Source organism: Paraburkholderia sp. SECH4, from assembly GCF_030511745.1.
Classification (GTDB): domain Bacteria; phylum Pseudomonadota; class Gammaproteobacteria; order Burkholderiales; family Burkholderiaceae; genus Paraburkholderia; species Paraburkholderia madseniana.
In genome coordinates, this window is the sequence record NZ_JALOCP010000020.1 from 117,840 (window position 1) to 132,363 (window position 14,524).

The 14,524-nt window shown below is 57.6% G+C and carries 9 protein-coding genes and 1 pseudogene; 4 read left to right on the forward strand and 6 right to left on the reverse strand.

Annotated features, from left to right (window positions below; translation table 11 throughout):
• Positions 1-134 precede the first annotated feature (134 nt).
• The 4 genes and pseudogenes from M0D67_RS25015 to M0D67_RS25030 all read left to right on the forward strand — a co-directional run.
• Positions 135-1,313, forward strand: coding sequence for an acetyl-CoA C-acyltransferase (locus tag M0D67_RS25015; RefSeq protein WP_266240133.1), 1,179 nt, complete (start codon positions 135-137; stop codon positions 1,311-1,313).
• A 13-nt stretch (positions 1,314-1,326) separates the two neighbouring features.
• Positions 1,327-3,189 (forward strand): acyl-CoA dehydrogenase, encoded by a 1,863-nt coding sequence (locus tag M0D67_RS25020; RefSeq protein ID WP_266240134.1) that lies wholly within the window; start codon positions 1,327-1,329, stop codon positions 3,187-3,189.
• Between the two features lie 175 nt (positions 3,190-3,364).
• The gene (locus M0D67_RS25025; protein ID WP_266240135.1) at positions 3,365-4,141 is read left to right on the forward strand and encodes an SDR family NAD(P)-dependent oxidoreductase; all 777 of its coding nucleotides are present in this window, start codon (positions 3,365-3,367) and stop codon (positions 4,139-4,141) included.
• A gap of 83 nt (positions 4,142-4,224) precedes the next feature.
• Positions 4,225-4,405 (forward strand): annotated as a pseudogene (locus M0D67_RS25030) (IS3 family transposase); the annotation flags it as partial.
• A gap of 189 nt (positions 4,406-4,594) precedes the next feature.
• Here M0D67_RS25030 and M0D67_RS25035 read toward each other — a convergent pair.
• The 6 genes from M0D67_RS25035 to M0D67_RS25060 form a co-directional block, all read right to left on the reverse strand.
• The gene (locus M0D67_RS25035; RefSeq protein WP_266240136.1) at positions 4,595-5,611 is read right to left on the reverse strand and encodes an SIR2 family protein; all 1,017 of its coding nucleotides are present in this window, start codon (positions 5,609-5,611) and stop codon (positions 4,595-4,597) included.
• A gap of 105 nt (positions 5,612-5,716) precedes the next feature.
• Positions 5,717-7,231, reverse strand: a complete 1,515-nt coding sequence (locus M0D67_RS25040) for an efflux transporter outer membrane subunit (RefSeq protein WP_302273515.1) — start codon at positions 7,229-7,231, stop codon at positions 5,717-5,719.
• Between the two features lie 7 nt (positions 7,232-7,238).
• Positions 7,239-10,433, reverse strand: coding sequence for an efflux RND transporter permease subunit (locus M0D67_RS25045; RefSeq protein WP_266240137.1), 3,195 nt, complete (start codon positions 10,431-10,433; stop codon positions 7,239-7,241).
• Between the two features lie 46 nt (positions 10,434-10,479).
• Positions 10,480-11,655: an efflux RND transporter periplasmic adaptor subunit gene (locus M0D67_RS25050; protein ID WP_266240138.1), complete on the reverse strand. Its 1,176-nt coding sequence runs from the start codon at positions 11,653-11,655 to the stop codon at positions 10,480-10,482.
• 368 nt (positions 11,656-12,023) lie between these two features.
• On the reverse strand, positions 12,024-13,046 hold the full coding sequence (locus M0D67_RS25055; RefSeq protein WP_266240139.1) for a helix-turn-helix domain-containing protein: 1,023 nt from the start codon (positions 13,044-13,046) through the stop codon (positions 12,024-12,026).
• Between the two features lie 180 nt (positions 13,047-13,226).
• The gene (locus tag M0D67_RS25060; RefSeq protein WP_266240140.1) at positions 13,227-13,988 is read right to left on the reverse strand and encodes an SDR family oxidoreductase; all 762 of its coding nucleotides are present in this window, start codon (positions 13,986-13,988) and stop codon (positions 13,227-13,229) included.
• Positions 13,989-14,524: the final 536 nt, after the last annotated feature.

The following is a 14,524-nucleotide window of genomic DNA, read 5'->3' on the forward strand; positions in this document are numbered from 1 at the left end:
TGAATGAAATGAGTGGGGTGACGCGGCTGAGCGATCCGCCGGCGCGCCGCGTCAACATCTGGAAGTGCCAGCTAACTTGTATGGGACCCGAGTAAGCGCTAAGGCGCCAACTCGGGTCGAAACAGGAGACATGCATGACTGACGCCGTAATCGTATCGACCGCCCGTACGGGTCTCGCCAAATCATGGCGCGGCGGTTTCAACATGACGCATGGCGCAACGCTCGGCGGTCACGTAACGCAGGCCGCTGTCGAGCGCGCGAAGCTCGACCCGGCGCGCGTCGAAGACGTGATCATGGGTTGCGCGAATCCGGAAGGCGCAACCGGAACGAACATCGCCCGGCAGATCGCATTGCGCGCCGGTTTGCCGGTCAGCGTGCCCGGTATGACAGTGAACCGTTTCTGTTCGTCGGGTTTGCAGACAATTGCACTGGCGGCGCAGCGCGTGATCGCCGGTGAAGGCGACGTGTTCGTCGCGGGCGGCGTGGAGTCGATCTCGTGCGTGCAGAACGAGATGAACCGCCACATGGTGGCCGAAGGCTGGCTCAGCAGGAACAAGCCGGAAATCTACTGGTCGATGTTGCAGACGGCCGAGAACGTCGCGAAGCGTTACTCGATCTCGAAGGACCGCCAGGACGAATATGGCGTGCGCTCGCAACATCGCGCCGCGGTCGCACTCGAAGCCGGCAAGTTCAAGGACGAAATCGTCCCGCTGACCGTGCCCGGAGGCGTCGCCGACAAAGCCAGCGGCCGTCTCTTCACGAAGGAAGTCACCGTCAGCGCCGACGAAGGCATTCGCGCCGACACGACGCTCGAAGGCGTGTCGAAGATTCGCACCGCGATGCCAGGCGGTGTGATCACCGCGGGCAACGCGAGCCAGTTTTCGGACGGCGCGTCGGCGTGCGTCGTGATGAACGCGAAGGTCGCCGAACGCGAAGGGCTGCAGCCGCTCGGCATTTTCCGCGGCTTTGCGGTGGCGGGTTGTGAGCCGGACGAGATGGGCATCGGCCCGGTGTTCGCGGTGCCGAAGCTCCTGAAGCAGGCAGGTCTGAAGGTCGAAGATATCGACCTGTGGGAGCTGAACGAAGCGTTCGCGGTGCAGGTGCTGTATTGCGCGGACAAGCTCGGCATTCCGCACGACCGTCTGAACGTGAACGGCGGCGCGATTGCGGTGGGCCATCCGTATGGCGTGTCGGGCGCGCGTTTGACCGGCCATGCGCTGATCGAAGGCAAGCGGCGCGGCGCGAAGCTGGTCGTCGTGACGATGTGTATCGGCGGCGGTCAGGGCGCGGCCGGTCTCTTCGAAGTACTATGAGCGGGGTGCCGTCATGTCACTGATTCTCTCTCGTCGTGATCTGAATTTTCTGCTTTATGAGTGGCTCAGGGTCGAAGAGCTGACAAGCATTCCCCGCTACGCTGACCATACGCGCGAGACCTTCGACGCGGCACTCGACACGTGTGAGAAAATCGCCAACGACTTATTCGCATCCCACAACAAGAAGAACGACCAGCAGGAGCCTCATTTCGACGGTGAAACTGTTCACATCATCCCCGAAGTGAAAACCGCCCTCGATGCCTTTAACGCAGCGGGATTAATGGCCGCTGGCCAGGACTATGAACTTGGCGGCATGCAGCTGCCGCTGGTTGTGGAAAAGGCCGGCTTCGCATATTTCCTGGGCGCGAACGTAGCAACCGCTGCATATCCGTTCCTGACCATCGGTAACGCAAATCTTCTACTTACGTACGGCACGCCTGCGCAAATCGACGCATTCGTGCGCCCTGAAATGGAAGGTCGTTTCTTAGGCACGATGTGCCTATCGGAACCACAAGCTGGCTCATCACTCGCGGACATTACCACCCGTGCCGAATATGAGGGCGACTCGCCATTTGGCCCGCAGTACCGCCTGCGTGGCAACAAGATGTGGATTTCCGGAGGGGAACACGAGTTGTCCGAGAATATCGTACATCTAGTGCTCGCCAAAGTCCCAGGTCCGGACGGAAAGGTGATTCCTGGGGTGGGTGGAATCTCGCTCTTTGTTGTGCCGAAATACCTTCTCAACGGAGAAGGCTCGCGTGGCGAGCACAACGATGTAGTGCTCGCGGGACTGAACCACAAAATGGGATATCGCGGCACAACGAACTGCCTGCTGAATTTTGGCGAAGGCGTTAAGTATCGGCCACGCGGCAACGCTGGAGCAATCGGTTATCTGGTAGGCGAACCCGGACAAGGACTCACATGCATGTTCCACATGATGAACGAAGCGCGAATCGGCGTGGGACTAGGGGCCACAACCCTCGGATATACAGGCTACCTGCATGCCCTCGACTACGCGCGCAATCGACCCCAAGGGCGCGCCATCGGTAAAGGTGGCAAAGACCCATCGAGCCCTCAGGTGAAACTGATTGAACACGCCGATATACGAAGGATGCTGCTCGCGCAGAAGAGCTATGCAGAAGGTGCGCTGGCGCTGAACTTGTACTGCGCGAAGCTGGTCGACGAGGAGCGCGCCGCACGGGCCTCCGGCGACGCAATCGCGCGCGAGCGTACTATTTTATTACTTGATATCTTGACGCCGATCGCCAAGAGCTGGCCATCGCAATGGTGCCTGGAAGCGAACAGCCTCGCGATCCAGGTGCACGGCGGTTATGGGTACACGCGCGAGTACAACGTAGAACAGTTCTATCGCGACAATCGACTGAATCCAATCCATGAAGGGACACATGGGATCCAGGCATTGGACCTACTAGGCCGCAAAGTGACGATGAAAGACGGTGCGGCATTGAGCATTGTTAGCGAGACGATGCACGTCAGTGTCCTCAAGGCGTTCGCCGTGAAGGATGCCGCGCTCCACGAATACGCGCGTGCGCTGAGCGCCGCGATGGCGGGGCTGACGCGAGTTACGCAGCAAATGTGGGCAGCCGAAGACCGAACTCTTACACTTGCCAACGCATCAGTGTACCTCGAGGCACTCGGCCACATTGTTTTGGCTTGGATCTGGCTGGAACAGTCAATCGCCGCACGCGCCGCGCTATTCTCGACCGGTAGCAACGAAGACGAAGCGTTCTATCGAGGCAAACTGGCCGCAGCCGCGTATTTCTTCAGATGGGAATTGCCGCGCGTGACGACGCAACTCGACCTTCTCGAAACGCTTGATCGCACCGCACTTGATATGCAAGACGATTGGTTTTGACGCAGACAAGAGCGGCTCCCCCGCTTTGAGGTGACCTGTTCGAGCGCTGCGTGAACGATGATTGAATTCACGAAGGGCAAAGGCCATATCTAGTTGTAGTACGTGCGACGGGTTCCAGGTTTGACTGGCTAGCCGTGTCGGTCGAGCATTTGCAAATAAATAAGGAGAGGCACAATTGAACGAGCAGAGTGACATATTCAGCCTGGAAGGCAAAGCCGCGCTCGTCACAGGTGCATCAAGCGGCATCGGACTCCACACAGCTTGGACGCTGGCGAAGGCCGGAGCGACGGTTGTTCTGGCTGCACGCCGAGAGGACAAACTTGCGGAAGCCGTTCAGTTGATGCGAGCTCAGGGACTGTGCGTGTACGCGGTCGCGCTTGACGTAACGCAGCCGTCGAGCATAAGCGACGCGTGGGAGAAAGCAGAGAGATTGATTGGCAATCCCATTGATATCTTGTTCAATTGCGCCGGCATCGCGTATGTGGAACGTTTCCTTTCTCAGGATGCAGACCAGGTGGCCCGCGTCTTCGATACCAATCTGAAAGGGGTATTTTTGATGGCGCAGGAGGGCGCGCGGCGCATGGCACAACTCGGTGCAGGATCAATCATAAATGTCGCATCCACCTCCGGACTGCGGGCTGCAGGTCGGCTGTCGAGTTACGGGGCAGCGAAGGCAGGTCTGCTCCACCTGACTTCAATTATGGCGCTGGAACTGGCACCTAAACAGATTCGGGTAAATGCACTTGCGCCAGGGAACATAGAAACTGACATGCACGAGCATTTCGAAAGTGCTGGATTGGCGGAGCACATCCGCCAGCGCATTCCACAGCGCAGGTTTGGTCAACCGCGTGATCTTGACGGTGCAACTTTGCTTCTTGCATCTGACGCTGGTAGATATATCACCGGTGCCGTGATTCCAGTCGATGGTGGTCAGCTTCTGTCCTGGATGTAAGGCTGACAGCGATAGTGTGTGAAGACACTAAAGATCGATCAAATACTCGACCTCGCACCATTCCGAAAGGACGGCGAGGCGTGCCAGTGCTGGTGGCGATGTGCTTTTTGTCGGCGCAGTATCCGCGCTATGGCTACCGGCAACCAGGTCTTTCAGGAGCGGCAAGGCCAGCCGCTGAGCGCAGACCGGATATAGCGGCTTTGGCGTCTTGCGGGGCTGCAGGCACCTCGCGAGCGTCCGCGGAAACGCGTATGGGTCCGTCGCCGAGACGGACTGTCTATATCGGCCGACAAACTGCCCCCACCGTAAACCGTTGAGATAGCTCACAAATAACCCCCACGATTGCGGTCAGTTCAGCCATTTCCTCTAGGTCTTCCCTGCCCTCGCTCATCAAAGCACGAACGGTCTCCACCAGAGAACATGCCAGCCCCCTTCTTGCAAATTAACTGGCTTCTAGTCAGCCTCTAGGAATCGCAAGACCTTTTTTAGTTCCATCGGTTCTCGTTCCGTAAAGATTTCGTTCAACCGCCGTCGCGACGCCCCTACGAGTCCCCGTCGGAATGCCTCGTCGATGGCGGATCCCCCTTCCTGCCCAAGGCCGGCTGACAGTGACGCTCTCGAGGCAGCACTCGATCCCTCGGGTGAAATGACGAAGAGCCGCAATCCGTTCTCTGCCACCGCTTGCGCGATCACCTCGTTGATATAGATGTCGCGGAAACCATAGCCAATAATCATGAGATTGTGATTAGCCCGAGAGACATAGTGCGCGAATTGCCGGTGATACCAGTCGAGCACAGGAGGAAGACCGAGCTTGCGCGCGTTCTCACCACCGGCAATGAGCAGCGAACCACCGACGCCCTCAAGCCAGTTCGACGAACCGTGCAATTTGAAACACGGCTGACGATGCGCAGTAACGCGAAACTCGCTTTCCTTCGTCGGAATCCACTGCTCCGTCCATGGGGTTCCACATGGATGAGGGCCAGCGCTCGAAGACAGTCGCATCCCAGGCAACTCGACGCCGTCCCAGCGCTGGAGATACTGATACTCCAGAAGGAGATCCTGGTTGAGGGTAAAGATCGCATCGAACCGGCCCAAAAACTTGCGCACCGAGCCGTTGCCTAGACCGAGGTCGAAATTTGTCAGGCGGGACATGCAATGGTTCATCGCTTTGAACATGTTTTGAACGGCTCCCTCGAGGCTCTGCAAATCGGCGTTATACCTTCCGTGGTCTAGCCTCGCCCTGCTGTGCAACTCGGCCAGAGCACATTCGAAGCCACCGACTTCGCTGAAGCCCCAAAGCAATTCTTTGATCGTCGGAGAGGACTTGACTTCGGGACATCCAAGCAGATATTCGAAAGCCTCGGCCCCGAGCCAACCACCCCAATTACGGCTGAAACCTGCTCCCAACAATATCGAGCAAGCCATATTCCCTCCGAAAGAATAAAGAACTCCGTTCTTGCCGTACTTCACGAGTTCGCCAACTTTCCTGACAAAACAGACTTCTTTCTACCACCAATGTCCGCGGCAGCGGATCAAAGGATATGCCGCGCGCACTCAAAACGAGGCCTAATGGGGCTAACGCTGAGTATCGGCAGCTCCAACGGTGACGGCGTCACCCCATCCGCCGCCGAGTGCGCGGATAAGATTTACGGTGGCGGCCGCCTGAAGTCCGGACAGTTGCACAGCCGTCGTTTGCGACTGAAGTACAGTGCGGTCGGCGTCGATAACGTCCAGATAATTGATCGCACCTTCCTTGTACTGGGTACGGGAAATGGTTGCGGCGCGCGTCGACGCCTGCACCGCCTCGTCCTCCGTTTGGGTCTGCTGCTCGAGAATCCTCAGATCCGACAGGTTGTCTTCAACTTCCTGGAACGCCTGCAGAACCTGCTGGCGATATTTTGCAGCGTCCTCGTCGAACACGGCTCTAGCGTTCGCGAGGTTTCCTGCGCGCCGACCGCCATCGAAGATGGGCACTGTCAGAGCGGTGCCGACCAGAGGACCGAGAACGAAAGCACGGCTGGACCATCTGAAAAGGTCTGCCAGCGTTGCGGCCTCGAATCCTGCAGATCCCGTTATCGACAGAGACGGGAAATACGCTGCTTTTGCAACGCCGACTCGCGCGTTTGCGGCGGCCATTGCCCGTTCGGCTGCTGCAATGTCCGGCCGTCGTTCGAGGAGAGCAGAAGGCAGTCCCGGGGGAATGCGGATCTGCACTGGCTTCAAGGGACTCGTCGGCATCGAAAATTCCACCGGCGCCTTGCCAAGAAGAACTGCGAGACCGTGCTCGGCAGTGGCCCTAAGTCTCTGCGTCGTCATTGTGTCGGAACGTGCGGTCGCCAGTTCAGCTTTTGCCCGCGTCACATCGAGTTCGGCAATGTCACCCGCACCGAATTTCGACTGCACGAGTTTCAGCGATTGCTCGCGAAGCGAAACGTTCTGCGCAAGCAACTGCAGTTGCGCATCCAGTTCGCGGACCTTGAAATAGTTCGTGGCGACGTCAGCTTGCAGCGAGAGCTGCACCGACCGCAGTAGCGCATCCGACTCTTCGCTCTCGGCACGACTCGCCGCGACTGCGTCGGACACCCGTCCGAAGAGGTTAACCTCATAGCTCGCCGTCGCCTGTGCGCGCCAGACAGTCTGTGCGGGGACGTCTGTTCCATCGGGCTCGAAGAGTGAGGTTGGAGAAACCTTCTCCCGGGTTGGACCAAAGCCCGTGCCGATAGTCGGGAAAAGGTCGGCTCGGGAGGCCTGCAAGACGGCACGCGCCTCCTTGACCCGCGCAGTTGCTGCAGCCAGATTCTGGTTTGCGGAGAGCGCCTGTTCTTCTAGATCGTTAAGAGCAGAGTCGTCAAAAGTCACCCACCAATCGCCTCGAGGGATCTGGTCAGACGGCTGCGCGATTTTCCAGCTACCCGTGGTGCCCGTGGTTGCGGCGGAGTCATTGGTGACTGTTGCCTCCTTGAACGCAGCAGGGTTAGCCGTGTCAGGGACCCTATATTCAGGGGCGAGCGAGCAGCCAGTAGTCGAAAGTGCCACGCTCAGGAGTGTCAGCGAGCCCAGGAAAACGCACTTCATCGTATCAATCGACATGATGGCCTCACGCATCGACCGACGCATCGACCCTTCGTACGTGCGGATGATGTCCGTGCTTGTCCACGATGTGCTCAGTCCTGGCAAGCTTGCGCAGAATAACGTAGAAAACGGGTGTGAGCAGCAACCCGAACAAGGTCACCCCCAGCATTCCGAAGAACACGGCAATACCCATGGCCCGTCGCATTTCGGAGCCAGCGCCACTTGAGATCACCAACGGCACCACGCCCATAATGAACGCAATAGACGTCATCAGGATGGGTCGAAGTCGCAGCCGACTCGCCTCGATGGCAGCCTGCGTAATTGAGCGCCCTTCCATCTCTAGTTCCCGGGCAAACTCGACGATCAATATCGCATTCTTTGCGGACAAGCCGACAAGCACCATGAGCCCGATCTGCGTGAATATGTTGTTGTCCCCACGGGTCAACCACACCCCGAGTAGCGCCGAAAGCACACTCATCGGAACAATCATCAGAATGGCCAAAGGCAATGTCAGACTTTCATAGAGCGCTGCCAGCACCATGTAAACAAGCAGAACGCTGATCGGAAAAACCCAGAGCGCGGAGTTACCGGCCAGAATCTGTTGATACGTAAGATCGGTCCATTCGAATTTCATTCCGCGCGGCAAGGCCTTTGCGGCAATCCGCTCAATGGCCGCTTGCGCCTGATCGGACGAGTATCCCGGCGCGGGACCACCGTTGACGTCAGCAGCCGTGTAGCCGTTGTAACGGACGACTGAGTCAGGACCGTAGGTCGGCGCGACTTTCACCAGGGTCGATAGCGGTACCATCTCCCCCTTGTCGTTACGCGCTTTCAGCAACCCAATATCCGACATGTGCGCGCGGAATGGCGCATCAGCCTGCACCCGCACCTGATAGACCCGGCCGAAACGGTTGAAATCGTTGACGTAAAACGAGCCGAGGTAGACCTGCATCGCGTTAAAGATGTCGGTCACAGACACCCCCAGTTGCATGGCTCTCACACGGTCAATATCGACGTTCACTTGCGGTACGTTGATTTGATAAGTGGAAAATGATGGGCCGAGTTCACGTGCCTTTGCGGCCTCCTTTACGAAAGCCTGGGTAGCGTTGTCGAGCGCCGCATAACCGGCTGCCTGCCGGTCCTCAATCTGAAGTTTGAACCCGCCGAGCGTACCGAGACCAAGGACCGGCGGCGGCGGGAATACTGCGACGAACGCCTCCTTGATGACGGAGAACCGCTTGTTCAGTTCCGCTGCAATGCTCAGGCCAGTCATCGACTTATCCTTGCGTTCGTCAAATGGGGTTTCGCCAAAAAAGATCACTGCCGCACTGGACGAGTTGGTGAAACCATTGATCGACAAGCCCGGGAACTGCACTGCGGATACAATGCCAGGCGTATTCAGAGCAATTTCCCCGGCCTGTCGCACCACTTTTTCGGTGCGATCGAGAGACGCCCCGTTGGGCAACTGGATGATCGCGACGAGATATAGCTTGTCCTGCCCCGGCACAAAACCGCCCGGCACGACCTTGCTCATGAGGATCGTCGTCCCAAGTAAAACAGCGTAGACGGCGAGGATGATGACCTTGCGGTTGACAATTCTGGACACGCCACGGCTGTACGACTCGGCCCCCCGGTGGAAAACCATATTGAAGGCGCTGAAGAACGGCGAAAGCACTTTATCCATGGCTCTAGAGAGCCAGTCCTTTGGTTCGTGATGCCCCTTGAGCAAAAGAGCAGACAGCGCCGGAGAGAGCGTAAGAGAATTGAACGCTGAGATTACCGTCGAAATCGCGATGGTCATCGCAAACTGCTTGTAGAACTGTCCCGTAAGACCACTCATGAATGCCAGAGGCACAAACACCGCAATCAGCGTCAATGCGATTGCGATAATCGGCCCGCTGACCTCCTGCATCGCCTGATGGGTCGCTTCCCTTGGAGACAGGCCCGTGGCGATATTGCGCTCGACGTTTTCGACCACCACAATCGCGTCGTCGACCACGATACCAATGGCCAGCACCATGCCAAAGAGCGACAGAGCATTCACGGAGAAGCCAAACGCAAGCAGCAGCGCAAACGTCCCCACGATCGAAACAGGCACAGCGAGTAGCGGAATGACAGATGCTCGCCACGTTTGCAGGAATAGAATGACCACCAATACGACCAGCGCGATAGCTTCCAACAACGTGTGAATGACCGCATGGATGCTTGCTCGAACGAACTGTGTCGGATCATAGACGATCTCATACTTCACTCCTGCCGGCATATCGGCTTGGAGCTCCTTCATCGCCTCGCGAACATGGTCCGAAATATTCAGAGAGTTGGCGCCCGGCAGCTCAAATATCGCCATTGCGACGGCGGACTGGTTGTTCAACAACGAACGGCGCACGTATTCAGACGCGCCCATTTCGACGCGCGCCACGTCCCTAAGTCGAGTCACGGCACCGTCGGGCGATGTCTTCAAGACGATATCGCGGAATTGATCTTCCGTCTGAAGACGACCCTGCGCATTGACGTTGAGCTGCAACGGAGCATCAGCGGTGGACGGGTCCGCACCAATCTGGCCAGCCGCCACCTGAATGTTCTGTTGACGGATAGCCGTCACCACATCGTTTGCAGTCAGGTTGTGCTCGGCGACTTTCAGCGGATCAAGCCAAACGCGCATCGAGTAGTCGCCGGAGCCCCATAGGGTGACCTGACCGACACCAGGAATACGCTCCAGACGGTCACGAACGTTGATGAGCGCGTAGTTCCGGAGATACGTGCTGTTGTATTTCTCGTTTGGCGAAACAAGGTGAACGACCATCGTGAGCGTCGGGGACGACTTGATTGTCGTGACGCCCAAGCGCTGCACGTCTTCTGGCAACCGTGGCAGCGCCTGGTTCACCCGGTTTTGTACCAGTTGCTGTGCAAGGTCAGGATTAGTGCCGAGCTTGAACGTAATTGTCAACGTAAGCGTACCATCGCTATTGGCCTGCGACTGCATGTACAACATGTTCTCCACGCCATTTATCTGTTCCTCGAGCGGCGAAGCGACCGTATCAGCGATAACTTTCGGGTTTGCGCCGGGATATTCCGCCGTCACCACAACGGACGGAGGTACGACGTCCGGATATTCCGATATGGGCAGATTGACCATAGCGATCAGACCCGCCAGCAAAATTGCCGCAGACAGTACGGCTGCAAATATCGGGCGCTCGATGAAAAATTTCGAGAGATTCATGACAGACCCCGGTTGCGCATGAAGGAGCGGATTGGCACGTTTGCGCTCACGAACTTCCCTTCGTGGTGGCAGCGTCTCCCGACATCTGCACGAGGTTTGGCTTGACAGCGTCGTTCGGGCGGACGCGCTGCATGCCGTTCACGACAATGCGGTCGCCCGGTTGCAGCCCGTCCGAGATGGCCCGCAAACCCTCATGTTGCTCGCCTAGCTTCACTTCGCGGTACTGGACCTTGTTTTCCTTGTCCACCAGAAGCACGAACTTCTTCTCCTGGTCGGTCTGGATCGCGGCATCGCTAACCAGCACCGCTTGATGCGGCGCGCCTCCGCCGACACGAACCCGGGCGTAGAGTCCCGGTACGAGCACGCCATCCGCATTGTCAAAACGCGCCCTTACGCGAATCGTCCCGGAGCTGGTGTCAAGCCGATTGTCCACAGAATCGATTACACTTTGACGGGAAAAGCCCGTTTCGTTCGCCAGACCAATGCGGACCGGCACCGTCGTTTTTGTGTCGTGGCTGAGAAAGCGCAGGTACGTCTGCTCATCGACGTCAAACGACGCGTAAATGGGCGACATCGAGACCAGAGTCGTCATGACGGGCGCGTTTGCCCCAATGGAAACCACATTGCCGACTGTCAGTTCCGCACGGGAGACTCGCCCGGATACGGGTGCGGTGACAGCGGTATATCCCAGATTGATCCTGGCCGTTTCGAGTGCCGCCCTCGCCGCCTTCACCGCGGACAAAGCCTCGCGATCTGCGTTCTGCGCCTCATCGTAGTCACGTTTTGCGATCGCGTTGTCGGTGAGCAGCCTTTGCGCACGCGCCCAGTCAGTTGAGGCATATCCGTTGCGGGCTTCCGCCGAAGCAAGTTGTGCCGCTGCTCTGTCCACCTCCGCCTGATACGGCCGTGGATCGATAGTGAAAAGCAGGTCTCCCTTGTTGACCGTTGCTCCGTCCCGGAAATGAACGGCGACGATCGTTCCGGAAACGAGTGGCCGAATCTGCACATAGTTAATGGCTTCGATCCGTCCTGAGTACGTCTGATAGTCGGTGATGGACTGCGAGATCACGGCCGCAACGTCAACCTCCGCGGCCGGCTGTGCTGCGGCGGCGACAGACGAGGTGACGGACTCACCGCCGAACGTCTGATATATCGCAGCAACGCCGGCCACGATTGCCAGGGAAATCGCGCTGGCGGCAACCAGCTTGCGCTTGGAGGGCATTTCGAACTCCAGATTATCGGTGACTTGAATCAGAAACGCTTTGAATTAGACCCAAACCTCCTCATGAAGAAGGCCAATAATCAAATCACCTGTTCGCAGCCTTCCAGCTCCGCGTCCGGAATTGCGATCGCCTGTTTGAACTGCCCTGCTCTCTGTACTGGTCCGCTGTTGCCGCGCGGTGAAACGCGCACCGGAGTTCGACCCAGTGCCTCGCACTGCATCCATCCGATATCCGGGGCGTGCGAAGTGCCGGACGGATCCGGATTCGCAGCCGCGTTGAAATAGTCCCACATCCGGACGAAGAGATTGTCGTCTCAGGGAACAATATGAATTCCGTGAGGGAACACTCTGCTCCAGATCGGTCGGTGTCATTCAGGTCCGCCGGCACTCGTCCTCAATGGTGCGGACTCACGCGCTTGCGGGAGCTCGGACAGCGCCTGTTGTCTGTACTCCCGAGGCGGTTTTCCAAAAGTAGCCTTGAAGGACTGGCTAAAGTGGGTCAGGTTGTTGAAGCCCCATGCGAACGCAATGTCACCGACAGGCCGAATTGCCTGTCCGGCATCCTTCAGATCCCGAGCACATTTCTGGAGCCGGCGTGCGCGGATGAAGCGTTCGACTGAAAGTCCATCGGCGGCAAAAATAATGCTGAGATAACGCTTGGAGATTCCAAGATGCTCCGCGACGGCCGCAGGTGAGAGCCAGGCGTTTCGGAGGTTTGCCTCAATGAATGCGCGTCCGCGATAGGCGAGCGTAGACCGGGTTACGGAAGGTTTGATGGATTGTCCACTTTCGACCGATGACATGAACGCCATTACAACCATGTCGAGGGCCTGTTCGTTCAATCGCTGAACGACCGCAGGACTGAATCGCTCGAAATTGCGGGCCAATGATTGGACAAACTCACCTGTTATCTTGCCGAGCGGATTTTCGACCGGCACTACCATCGCCGTCAAACGTTCCACCGCGCCAACCTGTTTGCGGAACAACGATCTAGGTACCTGAAGAACGAGCTGCCCCATCTCGCAGGGAAAATCAGCACGGAATGACCTCGAGGTATCGAGCAACGTCATATCGCCCGCTCGAAGGACACCCTGTCTGCCATCTTGCTCGACGATCGCCGTTCCGTCGATCTGGATGCATACGAAGATCTTCTCCTCGCCCACCGGGGCGACCCTCGGCATCGCTCGCACGATAGTGTGCGAAGCCGCTTCGATCTCGAGCAGAGTCGTCGGCGCCGACGAGTGGAGCTTTATAGAACCAAAAAAGTTGTCCCCGGAAGCGCTGGTGCATTCCAGCTGGGTCAACAAGCTTCCGACCTGACGCTGCCAAAAACTCAGTCGGGCGCTCGGCGAAATATTCCGGGTCGAGATAACATTCTGGATGTCGTTCATGGCCTCTCCATACGTTCCGAGCTCCCTCCGCCCGGGCACGATTCGATCAAGGCGATGGCGCCTGGCCTGATGGCAAGGCTAATGATGGCACCCACGATATAGGTCCACCGGTACTGTCGCGCTCGCCGCGATGAACGAGCGGCGACTAGCCACCGGCGGCCTTGCAGCCGGACGCATCTATCATGCCGTCGGGATAGGATTGTCTTCGATCATCTGGTTCAGGTAATCGACAACGCCGTGCTCGTTCGGCCCTACACCTTCGCGCAACTGCCTGCCCGCTTCAACGACGACCTCAGTGGTCGCGGTTTCGAGAAGAGTCATCGTCTCCGCGATAAAGGCATCCAGAGGCATCGCCCGCTCGTCACCGCTCTTATGAATCAGGTCGGTGTCAACCCAGGGTGGCGCGATTTCCAGAACTTTCACGCTTGTCTTTCTCAACTTGAAGCGTTGCGAAAGACAGTACGAGTGAATCGCCGCCTTGGTCGCGGAATAGAGAGCATTGGACGCGATCGGGATAAACCCGAGTACGGAGCTATTGTTGATGATAAAGGCTTCGGGCTGCTTCTTCAGATGCTCGATGAACGCCGCGCTCACGCGCACCGGCCCGAGCAGATTGGTATTGATCAGATGCACGGCTTGTGCATCATCTAGCGATCCCGTGACGTCGTCGAACGGCATGATCCCGGCGTTGTTGATCACGACATTCAAGCCTGGATATTTCTCGGTCAGATGTCGAGCCACGGTCTGGATCTGCGCCGCGTCGCTCACGTCAAGTTCAACCGTGTCGATTCCAGGGTTCGCTTTCGCCACTTCGTCCAACAATGCCCTGCGGCGTCCACTGATGATTACTTTATTGCCCCGGCTGTGAAAGGCTTCCGCGAGAGCGCGGCCGATGCCTGAGGTCGCACCGGTGATAAAAATCGTGTTGCCGCTGAGTTTCATGTGATCTGCTCCCGGTTAGGTCGATAAAGTGACGCACTCGTTGAGTTATCCCAGCACACGCATTTCGAATGCTCCCATACCTGGACGAGGCGATTGTCGTCTCGAGGAACAAAATAGATCGCACGAGGGAACTCTCTACTGTCGCTGCCACCTGGCAGCTTCACTCCCCTTGGAAATCGCTTTTTTTGTTCCTCCTCGGAACAATGGCAGTGTGTGGCCTGCGCATTACTATTGCGTAGAATCGAGTCCTACCTGAATCTGTATGCACCCGTTCATTTATTGATCATACGACGGCAACTGTGGGAGCACATGGTTGTCAAGTAAATTGTGTATTTAATTCTCTTGAACAATAGCCGCTGCAACGCATACGCGGCCACCGCCATGCCGATCGCTCTCCCTGCGCCTGATCTTCTCCGGCGCCAAAAACTGCCTGGCATGAACTGTGTCGCGCGATACCTGTCGCGAGGTCTATCGATATGCTACTGGTGACGCAATGCGAATCTTCAGCGCAACTCACTTCAAAACTTATCGCTAGC

Excerpts from the sequence above, each read along its gene's own strand:
- M0D67_RS25020 (WP_266240134.1), top strand. The coding sequence starts at position 1,327 with ATGTCACTGATTCTCTCTCGTCGTGATCTGAATTTTCTGCTTTATGAG.
- M0D67_RS25045 (WP_266240137.1), bottom strand. The coding sequence starts at position 10,433 with ATGAATCTCTCGAAATTTTTCATCGAGCGCCCGATATTTGCAGCCGTA.
- M0D67_RS25015 (WP_266240133.1), top strand. The coding sequence starts at position 135 with ATGACTGACGCCGTAATCGTATCGACCGCCCGTACGGGTCTCGCCAAA.
- M0D67_RS25060 (WP_266240140.1), bottom strand. The coding sequence starts at position 13,988 with ATGAAACTCAGCGGCAACACGATTTTTATCACCGGTGCGACCTCAGGC.
- M0D67_RS25050 (WP_266240138.1), bottom strand. The coding sequence starts at position 11,655 with ATGCCCTCCAAGCGCAAGCTGGTTGCCGCCAGCGCGATTTCCCTGGCA.
- M0D67_RS25055 (WP_266240139.1), bottom strand. The coding sequence starts at position 13,046 with ATGAACGACATCCAGAATGTTATCTCGACCCGGAATATTTCGCCGAGC.
- M0D67_RS25040 (WP_302273515.1), bottom strand. The coding sequence starts at position 7,231 with ATGTCGATTGATACGATGAAGTGCGTTTTCCTGGGCTCGCTGACACTC.